Annotated in this window: 15 protein-coding genes; 10 read left to right on the top strand and 5 right to left on the bottom strand. The window is 49.9% G+C overall.

Annotated elements, in window-relative coordinates; genetic code table 11:
• The first annotated feature begins 169 nt into the window (after positions 1 to 169).
• From AC1S52_RS24075 to AC1S52_RS24085, 3 genes are all read left to right on the top strand, one after another.
• Complete coding sequence (locus AC1S52_RS24075) at positions 170 to 436, top strand: hypothetical protein (RefSeq protein ID WP_482031579.1); 267 nt, start codon at positions 170 to 172, stop codon at positions 434 to 436.
• Positions 433 to 1,080 (top strand): MAE_28990/MAE_18760 family HEPN-like nuclease, encoded by a 648-nt coding sequence (locus AC1S52_RS24080; RefSeq protein ID WP_482031580.1) that lies wholly within the window; start codon positions 433 to 435, stop codon positions 1,078 to 1,080. Before AC1S52_RS24075 ends, AC1S52_RS24080 begins: the two co-directional genes overlap by 4 nt.
• A gap of 355 nt (positions 1,081 to 1,435) precedes the next feature.
• Positions 1,436 to 1,615: a phage integrase N-terminal SAM-like domain-containing protein gene (locus AC1S52_RS24085; RefSeq protein WP_482031581.1), complete on the top strand. Its 180-nt coding sequence runs from the start codon at positions 1,436 to 1,438 to the stop codon at positions 1,613 to 1,615.
• Positions 1,616 to 1,762: 147 nt separating this feature from the next.
• Here the strand turns inward: AC1S52_RS24085 and AC1S52_RS24090 are convergent, their stop codons facing one another.
• The gene (locus AC1S52_RS24090) at positions 1,763 to 3,676 is read right to left on the bottom strand and encodes a transglycosylase domain-containing protein (protein WP_482031582.1); all 1,914 of its coding nucleotides are present in this window, start codon (positions 3,674 to 3,676) and stop codon (positions 1,763 to 1,765) included.
• 280 nt (positions 3,677 to 3,956) lie between these two features.
• Here AC1S52_RS24090 and tyrS point away from each other — a divergent pair, with 280 nt between their 5' ends.
• The gene (gene tyrS / locus AC1S52_RS24095) at positions 3,957 to 5,246 is read left to right on the top strand and encodes a tyrosine--tRNA ligase (protein ID WP_482031583.1); all 1,290 of its coding nucleotides are present in this window, start codon (positions 3,957 to 3,959) and stop codon (positions 5,244 to 5,246) included.
• 81 nt (positions 5,247 to 5,327) lie between these two features.
• On the opposite strand, the gene AC1S52_RS24100 is transcribed toward tyrS, so the two are convergent.
• Complete coding sequence (locus tag AC1S52_RS24100) at positions 5,328 to 6,155, bottom strand: PAS domain-containing protein (protein WP_482031584.1); 828 nt, start codon at positions 6,153 to 6,155, stop codon at positions 5,328 to 5,330.
• Entirely contained in the window at positions 6,152 to 7,435 is a 1,284-nt protein-coding gene (locus AC1S52_RS24105; RefSeq protein ID WP_482031585.1) for a HAMP domain-containing protein, read from the bottom strand. Before AC1S52_RS24105 ends, AC1S52_RS24100 begins: the two co-directional genes overlap by 4 nt.
• A gap of 225 nt (positions 7,436 to 7,660) precedes the next feature.
• Between AC1S52_RS24105 and pyrF the strand changes: the two genes are divergently transcribed.
• The 3 genes from pyrF to rsgA all read left to right on the top strand — a co-directional run bounded on the left by pyrF (position 7,661) and on the right by rsgA (position 10,574).
• Complete coding sequence (pyrF, locus tag AC1S52_RS24110) at positions 7,661 to 8,380, top strand: orotidine-5'-phosphate decarboxylase (protein WP_482031586.1); 720 nt, start codon at positions 7,661 to 7,663, stop codon at positions 8,378 to 8,380.
• A 174-nt stretch (positions 8,381 to 8,554) separates the two neighbouring features.
• Positions 8,555 to 9,148: a hypothetical protein gene (locus AC1S52_RS24115; RefSeq protein WP_482031587.1), complete on the top strand. Its 594-nt coding sequence runs from the start codon at positions 8,555 to 8,557 to the stop codon at positions 9,146 to 9,148.
• A 364-nt stretch (positions 9,149 to 9,512) separates the two neighbouring features.
• Complete coding sequence (rsgA, locus tag AC1S52_RS24120; protein WP_482031588.1) at positions 9,513 to 10,574, top strand: ribosome small subunit-dependent GTPase A; 1,062 nt, start codon at positions 9,513 to 9,515, stop codon at positions 10,572 to 10,574.
• Positions 10,575 to 10,628: 54 nt separating this feature from the next.
• Here the strand turns inward: rsgA and AC1S52_RS24125 are convergent, their stop codons facing one another.
• Complete coding sequence (locus AC1S52_RS24125; RefSeq protein ID WP_482031589.1) at positions 10,629 to 11,333, bottom strand: uracil-DNA glycosylase; 705 nt, start codon at positions 11,331 to 11,333, stop codon at positions 10,629 to 10,631.
• A 189-nt stretch (positions 11,334 to 11,522) separates the two neighbouring features.
• Here AC1S52_RS24125 and AC1S52_RS24130 point away from each other — a divergent pair, with 189 nt between their 5' ends.
• The 3 genes from AC1S52_RS24130 to AC1S52_RS24140 all read left to right on the top strand — a co-directional run bounded on the left by AC1S52_RS24130 (position 11,523) and on the right by AC1S52_RS24140 (position 14,595).
• Positions 11,523 to 12,224 carry a phosphoribosyltransferase gene (locus AC1S52_RS24130; RefSeq protein WP_482031590.1) on the top strand — a complete coding sequence of 234 codons (702 nt, stop codon included), beginning with the start codon at positions 11,523 to 11,525 and terminating at the stop codon, positions 12,222 to 12,224.
• A gap of 363 nt (positions 12,225 to 12,587) precedes the next feature.
• On the top strand, positions 12,588 to 14,006 hold the full coding sequence (gene glgA / locus AC1S52_RS24135) for a glycogen synthase GlgA (protein WP_482031591.1): 1,419 nt from the start codon (positions 12,588 to 12,590) through the stop codon (positions 14,004 to 14,006).
• Between the two features lie 118 nt (positions 14,007 to 14,124).
• The gene (locus AC1S52_RS24140) at positions 14,125 to 14,595 is read left to right on the top strand and encodes a hypothetical protein (RefSeq protein WP_482031592.1); all 471 of its coding nucleotides are present in this window, start codon (positions 14,125 to 14,127) and stop codon (positions 14,593 to 14,595) included.
• 595 nt (positions 14,596 to 15,190) lie between these two features.
• Here AC1S52_RS24140 and AC1S52_RS24145 read toward each other — a convergent pair.
• Positions 15,191 to 17,419 (bottom strand): NAD(P)/FAD-dependent oxidoreductase, encoded by a 2,229-nt coding sequence (locus AC1S52_RS24145; protein WP_482031593.1) that lies wholly within the window; start codon positions 17,417 to 17,419, stop codon positions 15,191 to 15,193.
• Positions 17,420 to 17,515: the final 96 nt, after the last annotated feature.

Genomic DNA, 17,515 nt, shown 5'->3' on the forward strand with positions numbered 1-17,515 from the left:
TGCAGTTAGGGTTGAAAAACTTGACCTACAACTTGCTGCGCTTAGTGTTCTGGCAAACGCGCCCACTTGAGGGATAGATCTGCCCAAAATCGGGTATTGAGTCAGGTTAGACGCTCTATGCGCCGCAGATTTTGCTGGCCGAAGCCCAGCAATTGACCATGAGACTGTTATGAGACTGAAAATTGCTAGAAAACCAATTAATCGAGGTGCCCAAAGATTTCTAGGTGGATTTTTATTATCTGCTTTTGAGGCAGTTGCCCTTGGTGTTGGATATAACTATGAGGCCATTCTGGATGTGAAGAATTTTGAAATTTTAGAACGGATTAAAAAGTTATGGGGAAACAAAGACTTCCTAAAAAGAATTGGTTCTGGAAAAACAGCTAGTTTGCGGATGCCAAGAATAGTTCCTCTGGGAAGAGATTTGTTCAAACCATGACCAAGATTCGGACTGTATCTCAGCTAAGTGATCAGCTTTCTGAGGAAATTGCATGGCGAAAAAAAGAACTGATATACATCAAAACTTTAGTCGAGAAAAATAGATATAAAACTGTTCAATCTACTTTGCTTAGGAGCGGTACTGCAATTTTGTACGCGCACTGGGAAGGCTTTGTTAAGAATGCTGCGACAGCTTATGTAGAGTTTGTTGCTAGGCAAAACCTAAAATACTCAGAACTGGCACCTAACTTTCTAGCTTTGGCTGTTAAAAAACACCTTAATGAAGCTCAAGGCAGTTATAGAGCAGTTATCTTTACCAAAGTTATAGATTTCCTAATAACAGGGTTAGAATCCAAGTGTTTAATTCAATGGGATGATGCAATTAAGACACAATCAAATCTTAATTCTGAAGTCTTGAAAGATATTATATGCATCTTAGGGCTAGACTACTCTTTCTATGAAACAAAAGAAAAAATTATTGATGAAACCTTGCTTCGTTCTAGAAACGAAATCGCGCATGGACAATATCTATTAATCGGGTTTGATCAGTATATGGAATTGCATCATGAAATCATATCACTAATGGATTTGCTCAGAGATCAAATTGAGAATGCAGCAATATCAAAAGCTTACCTTTGTGCGTAGAACTTACTGGTCGCTTCAATTTTAGAAATATTATTTATCACCATACAGTGCAACCTACTGAGAAATTCCGTGCCACCTCAACACTCGGTACTTACAGATACCCTTTGAGCGGCTCTCCTGACGGAAACGCAAAGCGGTCGAACTATTAATAGACTGAAATTTTCTGCCTAAGATCCCAAATTGGGCGGATAGGCAGAATGATTCGGTATAGTCTCCAAAATTCGCTACTTATGCAGATTGTTTCCGCATAATACGCCGTTTAGACTGAATAGACAGAATCTTTCTGCATATTTTCAGATTCCTTACGTAGATAAATGAATGTCCTATTAGATACACAGTGCATTTATTTATCTCTATGCAGTCACCTTCTAAGAAATTGCTGGATCAGGTGCGGGATGCCATTCGTCTCAAGCACTACGCCTACCACACAGAAGAAACTTACGTGCAGTGGATTCGCCGCTACATTCTGTTTCGCAATAAGTGCCATCCAAAGAGATGGGCAAAGCTGAAATCGAAGCATTCCTCACCCATCTAGCCGTCGAGGGGCAAGTACGATCGCCCGCCTTATATGGGTTAAGCACCGTCAAGCTTTTCACCCATCCCCTCTCGGCTCCAGCGAAACCTAACATCCACGGTTAAATTTTGAGAATCTGCGAACCGCCAAAATTTTTCTAACAGAGTACTACGGGCGTGGGAAGTCGGAAGGCGATCGGAAATTCTCGACCGGAACCCCTCTTAAAGCCTGCTCCATAAAGTCTCGCCAGATGGGAGCAATGAACCCACCCCCCGTCGCGCCCCTGCCGACTGGCGTATAGTTATCGTTTCCTGCCCAGACCGCAACCGATAGCTGGGGCACATAACCCACAAACCAGATGTCTCGCTCAGAGGATGTCGTCCCCGTTTTACCTGCCGCTGGACGACCAATTTGGGCAGCGGTTCCCGTTCCCTGAGAAATGACCCCTTGCAGCACATTGTTAAGTGAGGCGACTGCCCACGGATCAAGCACCAGTTGAGGCTTTGGCGTATTATCCAGCAGGACATTCCCCATACTATCGGTCACCTGCACAATCATCGTAGTTTCTGAATACCAACCATTGCTAGCGAAGGTGGCGTATCCCCCCGCCATCTCCAGAGGAGTCAGATCGACTGCACCGAGGGGTAGGGACACGACAGGTTCAATTGGGGTGCGGATGCCAATCGTGCGGCAGACATCAATGACTTTATTTAGCCCAATGTCCTGACCCAGGCGAACAGCGGGCACATTACGGGAAACCTCCAGTGCCCGACGAGCCGTGATCGATCCAGAAAAAGAACCATCGTAGTTCTGGGGTGAGTAATATTCATACCCATCCGGGTAACTCACTGGACTATCGGAAACGATCGACTCAGGTGAGTATTTGCCCGTTGCGAAGGCAGTGTAATAAACAAAGGGCTTAAACGCAGAACCGGGCTGGCGTAAAGCCTGAACGGCACGGTTATACTGGCTCTTGCCGTAATCGACCCCGCCCACCATTGCTTTGACAAAATGGGTCCGAGGATCGACCGCAACCAGTGCCATCTGGTCAGCATAAACGCCCTGTGCCAGCAGGTTGGAATGTCCCCGATTGACCACATCCTCCGCAATCCGTTGGAGTTTGGTATCCACAGTGGTTTGCACCCGCATCCCACCCTTGAGTAAGGCATCTCTCCCAAACCGCTTCGTCAACTCCTGGACCGTTGCTTCGGTGACATAGGGAATGGTACTGCCCTGGAAAGAAGTCACCTTACCCAGGCGAATTGGCTGTTTACGGGCAGCGGCTTCCTCCTGGGGCGTAATCCATTGCAGATCCCGCATCCGCCTCAGAACGACATACTGCCGTTGCTTTGCTTGTTTGTAGTCAATAAAGGGGCTGAGGCTCTCTGGGGCTTGAATCAGCCCCGCCATCATGGCAGACTCTGCCAGATTCAGTTCGGTTGATGACTTGCCAAAGTAGCTTTCGGCGGCGGTTTCGGCACCATAAGTATTGTGCCCCCAGTACACCTGATTCAAATACAGTTCTAAAATCTGAGTTTTCGTCAAAATTTGCTCGAGCCGCAGCGCCAGTACTGCTTCCGCCACTTTACGGCTAAAGTTTCGCTTGGGTGTCAGGAAGAGGTTTTTCACCAACTGCATAGTCAGGGTAGAACCGCCTTCAACCGTTTTTCCCGTTTCCCAGTTCGCCACAAAGGCGCGAACGACTGCCCCTGGGTTCACGCCCCGGTGGGAATAGAAGTAACTGTCTTCGATCGCCAATACTGCCCGTTTTAAATCTGGCGAAACCTTATCCACCGGAATCACTTCCCGGTTGGCTTCCCCGTGGATGCTGCTTAATAGCTTACCTTTGACATCGTAGATGTGGGTAGTCTCGCTGGGCACGTAGCTGCGCAAAACCCGCACATCTGGCAGGTTACGGAAGCTAATTGCCAAACCCACCAGCCCGCCTGCGACCACCGAACTGGTCAGCATCATTGTCCCCAGCACCATGCCCCCGGTGACCTTGCCGACGGTTTTGACAAACTGGAAGACTGCTTCGGGAGCGTCAGGTTGATTCCGTTGTTGGAGGGTATTGGACGACACGACGATTTTATTCCCTTAAAAGATTTAGAATACAGCAGTCGATCAAAGCGCCCTATATTGTTTAATATCCACCGGGCAATTGCCCGATCAGGAAGCCAAAATCATGCATTTGAAACTGCTCTGGTAAAGGGTAGCACTAACCTCTCAGATAGGCACATAAAGTAGAGATGACAAATCACGTTACAGTAATACATGCAGGCTACCAGATGGGCACGGGTCGAAAAATCTTACACTCCATGCTGTGTGATTGCTTAATGCCTGCAATTATAGTAGTCCGTCCATGAATCGTGAACGTTCATCCGTGAGTCTAGAGAATTTAACAGGAAATTTACATTCAGTAGGTGGTCAGGGAGCTTCCGGCTCAGACCCAGATTTTAACTGGCTGCGACGCGGGATCAGCGAGATTTTTCCTGACCAGGCAGATTCTATCAGTCTGGATGAGAATTTGTTAAAGCGATTGCAGGGGAGCGATCGCCCCTTGCGGGTAAAGCTGGGAATTGACCCGACTGGATCGGAGATTCACCTGGGGCATAGCATTCCCGTCCGCAAGCTGCGGGCATTTCAGGATGCGGGTCATACCGCTGTGCTAATTATTGGTGACTTTACGGCTCGGATTGGCGATCCCACGGGCAAGTCAGAGGTGCGAAAGCAATTAACCGAGGACGACGTTCGCGCCAATGCCCAGACCTACCTGGAGCAGGTACGTCCCATTTTGGACTTTGACACCCCAGGACGGTTAGAGATTCGCTACAACTCGGAATGGCTGGCAAATCTAGACCTGGGTAAGATTCTGGAATTATTGGCGACCATGACCGTCGGGCAAATGCTGGCAAAGGAAGGCTTTGCAGAACGCTACGACAAGGGCAACCCTGTTTACCTGCATGAGTTTCTTTACCCGCTGATGCAGGGCTTTGATTCGGTGGCGGTGGAAGCCGATGTGGAACTGGGTGGCACCGATCAGAAGTTCAACATTGCGGTCGGTCGAGACTTGCAGCGGCACTTTGGGCTGCGCCCTCAGTTTGGGCTACTGATGCCAATTTTGCTGGGGACGGATGGGGTGCAGAAGATGTCGAAGTCTCTCGGTAACTATGTGGCGCTGACGGAAGACCCGCTGACGATGTACTCGAAGCTGGAGAAAACGCCCGATCATCTGCTAAAAAACTATTTTGAGTTGCTGACGGATGTGCCCCTGGAGCAGATGCCGGAGAATCCCCGCGAGGCTCAAAAGCGGCTGGCATTAAACGTTGTGACTCAATACCACGGAGATGCGGCGGCGAATCAGGCACAGCAAGATGCGATCGCCCTGATCCAGGGTTCTACGTCCCAGGCAGATAATGTTCCAGAATTTTCCCTGGCAGAGGTTCAGTTTCCTGCCAAAATCTTTTACTTGGTCAGTGCGAGTGGCTTATGCAAGACCAGTTCCGATGCCCGTCGCCAGATTCAAGGGGGTGCCGTCCGGTTAGATGGAGAAAAAGTAGAGCGGGTGGATCTGAGCTTCGACTCCCCAGACACTCTGGCTGGCAAAGTGTTGCAATTGGGTAAAAACAAATTTGTCCGCTTTGTTCAGTAGTAGATCCTGAGCTTTGTATGATTGGCTTGGTTCTAAATCAGTCAAATCAATTAGTTAAAATCAGTCAAATTAGGGTCTGCTTCACCCTATAGGATGCATTATCCCTTGATGGTCATGCAGTTCCTGGATGTGAGCAACGAAATAAAGGGGCTTCTGTTCACTGTTATGGACGAGCGAAATACTGACTAATGCCCACAGAACATTTCCATCTTTCCGAACGTAACGTTTTTTCAGATGGTAGTAGGGGATGACTCCACTCAGGAGTTGCCGGGTATGATTTAATTCTTTCTCTACATCTTCAGAGTCAGTGACCTGATAAAACGTGAACTTCAGCAGTTCTGCCTCGGTGTAACCCAGCATCCGACAAAAGGTAGGATTCACCTGCAAAAACTGCCCTTCAAGGGAAGCAATATTCATGCCTACCGCGCTGGTGGCAAATGCTCCCCGAAATCGTTCTTCACTTTCGCGTAAGGCGGCTTCTGCCTGTCTGCGTTCTTCTTCGACGCGCTTACGTTCTGTAATATCTCTGGCAGCTCCAATAATGCATTGCCGTCCCTGAAGTTCAATGATTTCAGAGGAAAAAAGCACAGTCAGCAATTCCCCCGATTTGGTTTGAAACGCTTCTTCTCGGTTAAGGATGCGTCCTTGCTCCCGTAGTTGATCAACATGGGTTTTTCGGTCCGCTGGATTGAGCCAAATGGAGATTTCACTGTGCCGATGACCCACAACTTCTTCTCTGTCATAGCCAAACAGGTTGACGAACGAATCATTGACTTCCAGGTAGAGTCCATCCAGGGTGGCGATCGCCATTGGGTCAGGGCTGGAGCGAAATATTTTTGTGAATTTTTCTTCCGATTTTTGCAGGGCTGTGGTGACCTGATCAAAGGATTCTTGCAAATGGGCTGTCATCTGGTTAAACGATCGCGCCAGAACTTCCAGTTCAGCAATCTGGCTCTGTTCTTCAATGGGATAGTCCCATTGAAGAACAGAGCCAGGTTACGGCTTGCCCGACTCAGTCTTAGAATCGGTTTGGCAATCCACTCGGCAGTGGTCCACCCCAGGGCGATCGCCGCCAACAGGGCAACGGCGCAAAGCATCATTGTCATCCGAGTACTGTGCTGAATTTCTGCCATAAAATCGGATTCTGGCATCACCATCACCATCAGCCAATTGAGACCATACTGATCGGTGTACGGCTTTATCTGCACAAACTGACGTACATCGTTGATCTCGAAGTCCAGTTTCTGTGCCTCTTTGATGGTTTGCAACTGAGCAAAGTGGGCACTTAAATAAGCCGCGGTTTCTGAAATCAGCGGATCAAAACTTCTGGAGGCTTTGATCCGCTGAACTTTGCCATTTACCAGGTCATAGGGTGGCTCATCACTTGAACTGGCAACCAACAGACCAGAAGCTTCAACAATGAAAATTCTGCCGTTTGGACTTAGCTGCAAGCGACGTAGAAATTGGTTGATTTGAACCAAACTGTCCTCAATCATGAGGACTCCTAACAGCGTTTGATTGTGGTCATAAATCGGCTGATTAAATGAAATTCCTAAGCCTGGATCCCTTGACCACTGGTCAATCTCGCCCCAGGCAGGCTTGCCGACTTGCACTGCATTGGTATATCGCTCTGGATTCACGACGGTAAACTGGGCATCCGGTTGTAGGGGTTTAGCTGGGTTACCATCCCCCTTAAATTTGTAGTAGTAGAGTTGAGCATCGCCCGACCTCTTCAACACCTCAATCACCGGTTGATTTTCCCCTGCCAGGTGAGTTCCCACAAATTCACCTTGGGTATTCGTTAACCCAATCGAGCTAATGTCGGGGTAGAGTCGGTGTTTGTGTTGAAAATACTGTCCAATGCGAGGCAGATCCGAAAGTTGAAGAACACTCAATTCAATGGTGCTGGATGCCATGCGGGCAATCAATGGCGGGGTTTTCAAGTAGGCATTCAATTGATCATGGGTGCGATCGCTAACCTCATCAATTAACTGATGAGCCAGGTTATTGACTGCCTGCTGTCCATTGCGAAAGGATAGATACCCGGTTAACCCTACTACAATCAGAATTTCTAATAAAAAGGGGACGACCAGGACGACCCGTAGGGGAAACTGGAGCAAACCGTAAGAAACGGGGGGAATTATCCGGCGTTTATGACGCAATTTTCCTCCGATCAGGTGATGTGACATAACTCAGGTTTTGATAATCCTAAATCAACCCAATGGGGGAAGTTCTGATTTGAGGCAGGCGAAGCGGTGATCTAAAGCAGGAGAAAAGTTGATCTGAAGCAAGTATATTTTGCTACGATCCGCTGCTTCTAACATCACTCATTTGTTTGACCTGCAAAACTTTGCTCCAGATCATGAAACAATGGCTAAAAACAAGGTTCGCACCGCTAATTTCTTCAGGCTTTCATGGTATTTGCTAGTTACATTATCGTTCCCCTGGATGTGTCGAGCGAACGAGAAGCGATCGCACTTCTAGATAGAATGCCTCAAGTGAGCTTCTGGAAAGTAGGGCTGGAACTCTTTGTCAGCAGTGGTCCCAGTATCTTGCATGAACTCAAGTCCCGCCAGAAAAAGATCTTTCTGGATCTCAAGTTCCACGATATTCCGAACACCGTTGCAGGAGCCTGTCGCGCCGCTGCCCGTTATGGGGTCGATTTGATCACACTCCATGCAACTGCTGGAAAGGAAGCTCTACAAGCGGCTCAAGCGGCAGCGGCAGCGGGGGCATCTGAATCAGGACAGCCTACCCCTAAGCTGATCGCAATCACCCTGCTGACCAGCCTCAACTCCCGCAATCTTGCCTTTGACTTGAAGATTCCCCTGGAATTGCCAGAATATGTGCTTCAGATGGCGCTACTGGCACAGGAAAGTGGTTTAGCCGGTGCGGTCTGCTCCCCTCAGGAAGCCGCATCACTCCGACGAGCCTGTGGTGATGACTTTCTGCTGGTTTGTCCGGGGGTGCGTCCCACCTGGTCAGAAGCGGGCGATCAGCGTCGGGTGGTCACCCCAGCAGCAGCCCTCAAAGCAGGGGCAAATTACCTGGTCATTGGTCGTCCGATTACGGCAGCGGCAGATCCCGTGGCAGCGTTTGAGCGGATTTGTGAGGAACTGGCGACGACTGGGTGAATGGGTGAATGGATGGATGGGTGGATGGGGCTTATGCCAGGGGAAACGGCTTAAGACGGGGTGTAATGAATACAAGTAAGAAAAATTGCAAATCACCCAAGACCTCCGAGGTTTTCAAAAACCTCGGAGGTCTGAGCCACCCAGCTTACACATCAATCGGGTTGAGATTTTGAGATGCTGAGAAACAGTAATTGGGTGGGAGAAATTTTGCTGGGAGGGGCGATCGCCCTTTTTCCTCTCCATGCCGCCCATCCCTCCATTCCTGCCAGCCAAACGAAGGCTACCAACAACCAAACACCGCAATACATTCGCCCCCGCGTCACCTGCCCTGCCAGGGTAGAGCCACTGAGCACCGCCCTGTTGCGAGACTTACCACAGTACATGAACCGGGTTCATCTGCGTCAGGTGCATCGTCAGACGGGTAGTTTGCTGTATGCGATCGTCGCCAACCAGCCGGATTTTATTCCTCTTCCCGCCCAGTCCCGCGAATACAACAATCCTGTTAACGAAAATCTGCACCAGATCTTTTTCACCGTCCTGGAACGTCAGTACGTTGGTCAACACCTGGAAGAATACCAGCACTATCACTGGCTGTTTCTGACCAAAACAAGCGCCGGTTGGCGCATTGCCCTCATGTTTTCCCACTTCGGTTCCTACCCCGATAGCACTTTACCGCTGACTGTCCCCAGAGAAAGCAGTGACAGTTTAACCGCTCAGGCGGTTCGGATCTGGTTGAGGGATTGCCAGGCGGGAGCAATCAGGTTGTGAAAGTTTCAGGAATCCACCAGGTTAGACTTGTTATCACTCATACACCTCGTTAAGGAGGAAAGAACGATGTCTGAGCTTCAACCAGTCTGGGTCCTTGTAACCCTTCAAATCACACAGATCTGGCACACAGAGAGCTTTCGTTCAGCCTCTTCTTTAGCTGAAATATAAGGAAAGAGAGCAGTTGAGAAGTTGAAAGTTGAGAGTTAAAAGTTTTTATTGGTCATTGGTCATTGGTCATTGGTCATTAGGAGGTTGCTAATCCAACTTGGCACCAACTAGTGACTACTGACTACTAACCAAAAACTAACAACTCCCCTCTCCCCTCTGTGTGCACCTAACCAAACAGCACATTGAGGCAATAACAATGCATTTATCTACACTGGGCTGGAGTGATTTTTTTGCTTCCAGCTTCACACCCTATCGGGAACAAGGGTTTACCGTTGGTAGGGTGGCGATCGCATACCGCAACATTTACACCCTTTACACAGAAATGGGAGAGGTGACCGCCGAGGTGAAAGGCAACCTGCGATACCAGGCAACGGGATCGCAAGACTTTCCTGCGGTAGGAGATTGGGTTGTGATTCGCACAAGGGAATCTGAGCAATCAGCCATTATCCATGCAGTTTTACCACGCAAAAGCAAGTTTTCTCGCAAAATGGCAGGTGCCAGGACTGAAGAACAGGTTGTGGCGACAAATATTGACACGGCTTTCCTGGTTTCTGGCTTAGATGGTGACTTCAACCCCAGGCGAATTGAACGTTATTTACTACTGACCTGGGAGAGTGGTGCGAATCCAGTCATTGTTCTCAACAAAGTAGACCGATGTCATGCAGTGCAAGAGTGCATGGCTGAAGTGGAGGCGATCGCGCCTGGTATTCCAATCATTCCCCTCAGTGCTACCCACCAGCAAGGACTAGATGCCCTCAACCCCTACCTTCATCTGGGACAAACCATTGCCCTGCTGGGATCTTCCGGGGTGGGCAAGTCCACGCTGACGAACCAGTTGAAAGGAGAAGCGATCCAGGCAGTTCAATCGGTTCGGCAGGGAGATGACCGGGGTAGGCATACCACTACCCATCGGGAGTTAATTCGATTACCGACCGACAGTTGGATCATCGATACCCCTGGAATGCGGGAGATTCAGATCTGGTCGGGGCAAGAGAGTTTGCAGGGAACCTTTGCAGATATTGAGGCTTTAGCAGAACACTGTCGTTTCCGCGATTGCCAACACGATAGTGAACCGGGCTGTGCCATTCAACAAGCCCTGGATGCCCGAACCCTCGATCGCTCCCGGTTCCTCAACTACCAAAAACTCCAGAAGGAACTCAACTACCTCACCCGCCGCCAGGATCAACAAGCCAGTCTGGTTGAAAAAGAACGCTGGAAGAAAATCCACAAAGCGTTGAGAAACCAAGGGAAGGGGTGAGGAGTGAGGGGGCGGAGGAGCAGAGGGCAACTTTTAACTCTCAACTCTCAACTCTCAACTCCCATTCTGAATTTCATCCAACTTCTTCCGTACTTCCTGAACATCCTGCCACATCAGCCATTTAGGACTTCCCTTCTCACGGGACTGGTTCCTCAGCAGGTAAGCGGGGTGGAAGATTGGCATGTAGAGGCGATCTTCCCGTTCGACCCATTGCCCTCTGACTTTGGTGATCCCCTGTTTAATTCCCAACAGGGTGAGCATGGCGTATTTGCCTGTCAACAAAATAATTTTGGGGTCTACCAGTCGAATCTGTTCCCGCAGGTAGCCGTTGCAAGCCTCAATTTCCGCAGGCTGGGGATCACGGTTTCCTGGGGGACGGCATTTGACAACGTTGCAAATGTAAACATCATTTTCAGTCAGATTGACTGAGCTAAGAATTTTGTCTAAAAGTTGCCCTGCTTTACCCACAAATGCAATTCCGGTTTCATCCTCGTTCTGCCCAGGCCCTTCCCCCACAATCATGATGGGTGCCCTGTCGTTGCCTCGCCCAATGACAGCGTTGGTTCGGGTTTCTCCTAAGCCGCAGCGAAAGCACTGATTGCAATGCACTTTCATCTGCTCCATGGTCTGGTAAGTACCAGCAGGAATAGGCACTTTGGCATCCGTCGGAATTAATTCTGGGTCAAATGTTGGCGGGGGCGCAGAATTGCTATCCGACTGGGAAAGTTCAAACAGGCTGATTTGGTCGTCGTTTGCCATAGAAATTGATAAAAAGGGGGCAATCGTGCCGTTTCAAAGTCTCTAAATTTTAAGATAATCGTCAATCCTTAGCAGCTATCTTCAATAAAGATGCCAGGTGATAAGAATCTTGCTTCCCATAAGCTCAAGCCTTTAATTTTCAGTCATGATGGGATTGGGATCCCTGGAACGCGCTGTCGGAGGGAAGTTATGGTGACGTTTTCATCGTTTCAAGATACGGGAGCAACGGTTTGTTTTGTCAATCGCCAGGAAGCGGGTGAAAGGCTGGCACAGGCAGTGCTGGCTGAGGTGGCGGCGTTGCCCCATGAGGAGGCAGAGAGGCGCTATGTAGTCTATGCTTTGCCCAGAGGCGGGCTACCGATCGCCCACCCGCTCGCGCACGCACTGGATTGTCCACTGGATGTCATTGTTGCCAAAAAAATTACCCGACCCGACAACAGCGAACTGGCAATTGGGGCGGTCACGGCAGATGGGCATGTCATCTGGGCTTCCCATCAACGGTTGATTATGCCACCGTTTACCCAGCACGAATCAGCCTTAGAACAGGCAAGATCCCATGCAGAGGCGCAGTGGAGAACTTTTTCGCCAAGTGGACCCCGTGCCAATCCATCAGGGGCGATCGCGTTGCTGGTGGATGATGGTATTGCCACTGGTATGACGATGGCAGCGGCGGTGCGATCGCTACGGGCACAACAAGCCGCCGAAATCTGGATCTGCACTCCAGTGGCTCCGCCAGATTTGATGCCGTTTTTGCAAGAGTTGGGCGATCGGGTGATTGTCCTGGCCACTCCCCATCCGTTCAACAGCGTCAGCCGCTTCTATCAAGAGTTTCCCCAGGTGACCACGGAGGAAGCTGCGTCTTATTTGCAAGATTTAGATAGGAGATTATAGTGGTTTCCAAAAAAGATTTTATCTTCCAAAATTGTGCCCTTCCGCTTCTTTCAGAGTGCGGTGGTTGAGCGAAATCGTTGGCTGAGCCTACCCCCAGCGCATAGCCAGCCGGTAATTTGTTGGCTAGAAATTCCTCAGAAGCTGTAAAACGAGCCAGGAGCCAGAAATTAAGAGCAGAGAAAAGCCTTCAATTTCCCATTCTCAGCTTAAAAACTCTCAACTCTGAAACTTCCTGGGGTTCCCCTTAGTGGGTATGATGACAGTGCAGTGGTTGGTAAAGTTTAGTCAATTCTCACTAACTGACTATCCATAACGGTCACAGTTGCTTTGGTATAGAGATTTCAGGGAGACACAGAACCTAGCATGCGAATTCTGTTTGTTGCAGCAGAGGCGGCTCCGCTCGCCAAGGTTGGTGGAATGGGCGATGTCGTTGGCTCGCTACCAAAAGTGTTGAAAAAAATGGGGCACGATGTGCGTGTTTTTCTGCCCTATTACGGGTTTCTGGCAGACAAGATGAAAGTTCCCAAGACACCAATTTGGGAGGGATCTGCCATGTTTCAGACCTTCGATATCTACGAAGCCGCTCTGCCCGGAAGTGATGTGCCTCTCTACCTATTCGGTCATCCTGCGTTTTCGCCTCGCCGTGTTTACTCCGGTGAAGATGAGGATTGGCGGTTTACCTTGTTTGCCAACGGAGCCGCCGAATTTGCCTGGAACTACTGGAAACCTGACCTGATTCACTGCCATGACTGGCACACGGGTATGATTCCAGTCTGGATGCACCAGTCCCCAGAAATTGCCACCCTGTTTACGATTCATAATCTGGCATACCAGGGTCCCTGGCGCTGGCGACTAGAGCAGATGACCTGGTGCCCCTGGTACATGCAGGGGCACAACACGATGGCGGCGGCTGTTCAGTTTGCCGATCGCGTCAATACCGTCTCTCCCACCTATGCGAGACAAATTCAAACGCCTGCCTATGGTGAATCTCTGGAGGGGTTGCTGTCTTTCGTTAGCGGTAAGCTGTCCGGCATTCTAAATGGAATTGATGTGGACTCCTACAATCCGGCAACGGATCGGTACATCACTCAAGCGTTCACCTCCGATACTCTAGACGAGCGGGCAGCCAACAAAATTTCGCTTCAGGAAGAACTCGGACTGGAAGTCAATTCCAGCGCTTTTTTAATTGGCATGGTGACGCGCCTGGTAGAACAAAAAGGGCTGGATCTGGTATTGCAAATGCTGGATCGATTCATGGCATATACCGATGCCCAGTTCATTTTACTGGGGACTGGCGATCGCTACTACGAAACCCAGATGTGGCAAATTGCCTCTCGCTATTCTGGTCGGATGGCGGTCTACTTGCTGTATAACGATGCCCTCTCTCGCCGGATTTACGCTGGCTCCGATGCCTTTTTAATGCCCTCCCGGTTTGAACCCTGCGGCATTGCCCAAATGCTGTCCATGCGTTATGGCTGCATTCCCATTGTTCGTCGCACCGGAGGGCTGGTAGATACCGTCACCCACCATGAGCCAATGAACCAGGCAGGCACCGGCTATTGTTTTGACCGCTATGAACCCCTCGACCTGTATACCTGCATGGTGCGGGCATGGGAAGGCTTTCATTACAAAGATCGCTGGCGGGAACTGCAACAACGTGGAATGGCTCAAGACTTTAGCTGGGAAACCTCGGCCCACCAGTATGACCGGCTGTACCGGGAAATCAAAGGATTACCCCTAGAAGATCCCACACCCCAAAAAGCAACGGAACTGGTTTCCTGATGGGAACGTCTTGGGTTGCAGGACAAAGTAGAAAGGGCAAAACCCTGTCATTTTGCCCTTTCTCCCTACCCCGTACTACCTGTACTCTGCTCCCTGACACCTTTCTATAACTGTGTCCATGAAACGAAGTTCTTCCTTGATATTTTCCGCTGTTGCTCTAGCAGTTTTGCCAATTTTTCTGAGTGGGGGGGGTGCCTCCAGCTTGCGCCCTCCCACAGAAAGCCCTCATCCGGGCCAAACGGTGTCAGAGATGCCGGTCAGGTATGCCCAGCGATCGCGCACCCAGCGCATCCGGTTCAAACCTGGTGAAAGCTCTGCTACAGTGCAAACCGCGGTTGTCCGGGGAACCCGTGATACCTATCTCTTAGGTGCCCAGAAAGGACAGACCATGACTGTCAGAATTCAGTCCCTGGAAAACAATGCTGTGTTTGATGTTGTGACCCCTGCCAGCCAAACAGGTCAACGAAGAGTCTTAAAGCAGGAGGCTGTTTTCTGGAGTGGTAAGCTTCCAGTCAGTGGAGACTATCAGATCGTGGTTGGTACAACCCGTGGTAACGCCAGCTACCGGCTAGAGGTTGGGATCAGGTAAGGAATGGGAGTTCTGGCAAACAAAAAGCAGAGTGCAGAGGGCAACTCGTTACCAGGCTCCAGCCTGGTAATGGCTGACCAGAAGCTCCAGCTTCCAGGTGTATTGGGAAACCAGAGCTTCCATGCAAAGGTTACTAAGGATCCTGGATTTAACCCCGCAAACTGTACGGGCGGGTTTAGCAGTCCAATTTGCCTGGTGCGATGGATTTGACGGCAAAACCCATCCCTACCCAATTCCGAACTTACAGCAGTTTATTAGATGCGTAGACCACAGCAAAGACGGGGAGTAGGGAGTAAAGAGTAGGGAATCGTGTGGCTTAACCAAATGAAAATCGCTGTAATTTAATTCCCATTCCTAAGCTGGAACTTAGGAGATTTCTACGAAACAATTTACCCGCTGTAGGGTGCCGTTAGCGAAGCGTAACGCACCGTGAGTTGGTATTTTCATTGCTGGAAATCTCCTTAGTAACTAGTAGAGCAACCGAAAAGTTCTGCAACCTAGGTTGATTTGAGCGCTAGCGAAACCCAACACTTTCAATAGGTCGGTCTTGCAAAATTATCTGGATTCGCAGTTTGTTGAAAGGACGAGAAATTTTTCATCGAGTGTTGAGGGAATCCTGCAAGGGTTGGCTAGATGGGTTGACCGGGTGAGTCAGCCTAAAAGCTGGAGTTGCAGACGCTTGAGGGCGACCAACGCCATCGGTGAAGGCATAGCTCTGGGTTAACAGCCATAGCCATAGTCCGGGAAAGCGAGGTTCGATCCAGGATTGTACTCTTTTCAGAAAGCTGGGGAACCAGCTACGGATTAAGGCACTGATAAAAGCACTGATTGTAAAGCTCAAGTAGCTACCCAACCAGCGCAACATATCCTGGGGACCTGCCAGATCCCAGATCCAGAGCAGGAGGGCAGGGTTTTGCCAGGCAGCTTTGATTGCCATATGGTTGAAGGAAAACCAGTCTACCCGGTCTTTGATAAAGGCTTCTGCGACCTCTGGGGGTTCTGCTGCCAGGATGCCGAAGAAGGTATTCAGCATGGCGTTGACTCGCTCTGGTGGAAGGTTGCGTCCAGTAGGCACCATCATGCCCTTAGAAAACAGCCAGGTCACAGAGACATTACTCTGGTAGGCGCGAATTTGATTGAGATGGCTGGCATCCAGCAAATTGTGTTTCAGTGCTGTATCCAGCAGATGGGTCAGGCGGGGCAGGTTGCGAACCAGGGAACCAAATCCCGTAAAGACAAGGGGGGATTGGAGGGAGGCAGCGTCACCGATCGCAATCAGGCGGTCAAATGCGACCCGGCGATCGTCCCCACTAGTGCTGAAATGACCCGGAATGTAGCCAAACGTGGGTTTCTTCCAAATCAGTTGCTCCATATTGCAGCGACGGTATTCTGGCAGGATGGTAAAAAAGTCTTCGTACATTTCTAACAGAGAACCGGGGTTTTCGGGATGCACCTGATGGTAGTGGAACAGATAGAAAGTTAACTCTTCCCCCTCTGCCGGAAACAGTTCCCAGATCAACTGCCGTCCCCGCGAAATGTCACCGTGACTATTCAGCACATCCCCGTAGCGGGCATCCCACACCCCTGGTTCAAACCCACTGGCAATTACCGCCCCCACCGTGGGGCAGACACTATCAAAGGCACGACCGCCGTTTAACTGCCAGGCGATCGGCGATGCCGTTCCCATCGCATCAACCAACAATCGGCCCTGCACTGTCCGCATTTCTCCAGTGGGCAAGTGTTTCAACTGAAGCGCGACCTTCTCCCGATCAATCTCCGCCTGCACAAATTCTGTTTTGTCCCAGATCTCACCCCCCGCTTCCCGGAGCTTTTCACCACAGACTCGTAACAGTTTCTCAGCATCCAACCCTACATTCAGTACAGTTGGGGTATGTAACACTGGAGCCTTTGCCTGGGGTGGATTATTAGCATCAAAAAACTTATTAAACCCATCCACATATTCCCGCGCAATCACATTTTCAAACTCAGCCGGAGTAAACAGCCCCAGATTAATCAGGCTTTCAAACTCACTGCGGGAAATATTCCACTCCCGGTTCATCCGCCCAAATGGCAGACGCTCCACCAGCAACACCCGGTACCCCAACCGTGCCATTACCGCCGCATGGATGACACCCAACGCTCCCCCGATGTAGATCAGGTCATAAGACAAGGACGGGGAAGCGCTCTCCGGCTTTTCTGGTTTCTCGGTAGCCTGTACCCCGGAACGGCTACCCGCTGCTACCCGCCTGCCACACACCACCTGCCTCGGTTGCTGCGGATTCTGCACCCCTTCCCGCCAGCGCTGCTCCCACCAATAAACACGGGTCAGGTCGTACTCTCCGTTGGGCATCTTCTGAAAATACTTAACAGTCAGCGGGTACTGGTTAACTAAAGCATCAAAGATAGATTGCTGAGACAGGTCAATTGTTGGAGGAGCAGGATATTGATTGGGAAAGCGGTCACGAATCTCTGACTCCAGACATTTTAGAATAGTGCCCTCGTGGGGGATGGCACTTTTTGCCCAACGGAATACTTTGAGATAGGTTGTGCGTTGTACCGACCAGACAAAGATTGAAAGTTCATTGCAAAGGTGTGAGGAACTCTCAGAAATGTCAATGTCGCCCAGTGTAGTGCCTGAAGGAGTGCCTGGAGTAGTGCCCAATTTAGCTTCAGAGGAAATGTTGGAGAATCCTAACCGGATACCGCTTGTAGTCAAAATCTTCTTGATTTTCTTTCCCTCTACTGGCTCGAAGTGAAGCTGTAGCCAGCTTTTAACCTCCTCAGTAGAGGGTGTGGGAACTTCAATGTACAGGATTTCCTTCATTTGGCTCGAAAAACTCCTATGATTTGGCTGAAAGAAGTTGGTTAAGGAACGCTTAAAATGCGCTAAACTGCAAGGCACAATTGCAAACAAACGTTA

The sequence above is a fragment of the Kovacikia sp. CALU 1929 genome (assembly GCF_056784235.1).

Bases quoted from the DNA above. Each gene is read 5' to 3' on its own strand.
- AC1S52_RS24125 (WP_482031589.1), bottom strand. From the start codon at position 11,333: ATGGCAAACGACGACCAAATCAGCCTGTTTGAACTTTCCCAGTCGGAT.
- AC1S52_RS24130 (WP_482031590.1), top strand. From the start codon at position 11,523: ATGGTGACGTTTTCATCGTTTCAAGATACGGGAGCAACGGTTTGTTTT.
- AC1S52_RS24085 (WP_482031581.1), top strand. From the start codon at position 1,436: ATGCAGTCACCTTCTAAGAAATTGCTGGATCAGGTGCGGGATGCCATT.
- AC1S52_RS24080 (WP_482031580.1), top strand. From the start codon at position 433: ATGACCAAGATTCGGACTGTATCTCAGCTAAGTGATCAGCTTTCTGAG.
- AC1S52_RS24075 (WP_482031579.1), top strand. From the start codon at position 170: ATGAGACTGAAAATTGCTAGAAAACCAATTAATCGAGGTGCCCAAAGA.
- AC1S52_RS24145 (WP_482031593.1), bottom strand. From the start codon at position 17,419: ATGAAGGAAATCCTGTACATTGAAGTTCCCACACCCTCTACTGAGGAG.
- tyrS (WP_482031583.1), top strand. From the start codon at position 3,957: ATGAATCGTGAACGTTCATCCGTGAGTCTAGAGAATTTAACAGGAAAT.
- AC1S52_RS24100 (WP_482031584.1), bottom strand. From the start codon at position 6,155: ATGACAGCCCATTTGCAAGAATCCTTTGATCAGGTCACCACAGCCCTG.
- glgA (WP_482031591.1), top strand. From the start codon at position 12,588: ATGCGAATTCTGTTTGTTGCAGCAGAGGCGGCTCCGCTCGCCAAGGTT.
- AC1S52_RS24115 (WP_482031587.1), top strand. From the start codon at position 8,555: ATGCTGAGAAACAGTAATTGGGTGGGAGAAATTTTGCTGGGAGGGGCG.
- rsgA (WP_482031588.1), top strand. From the start codon at position 9,513: ATGCATTTATCTACACTGGGCTGGAGTGATTTTTTTGCTTCCAGCTTC.
- pyrF (WP_482031586.1), top strand. From the start codon at position 7,661: ATGGTATTTGCTAGTTACATTATCGTTCCCCTGGATGTGTCGAGCGAA.
- AC1S52_RS24105 (WP_482031585.1), bottom strand. From the start codon at position 7,435: ATGTCACATCACCTGATCGGAGGAAAATTGCGTCATAAACGCCGGATA.
- AC1S52_RS24140 (WP_482031592.1), top strand. From the start codon at position 14,125: ATGAAACGAAGTTCTTCCTTGATATTTTCCGCTGTTGCTCTAGCAGTT.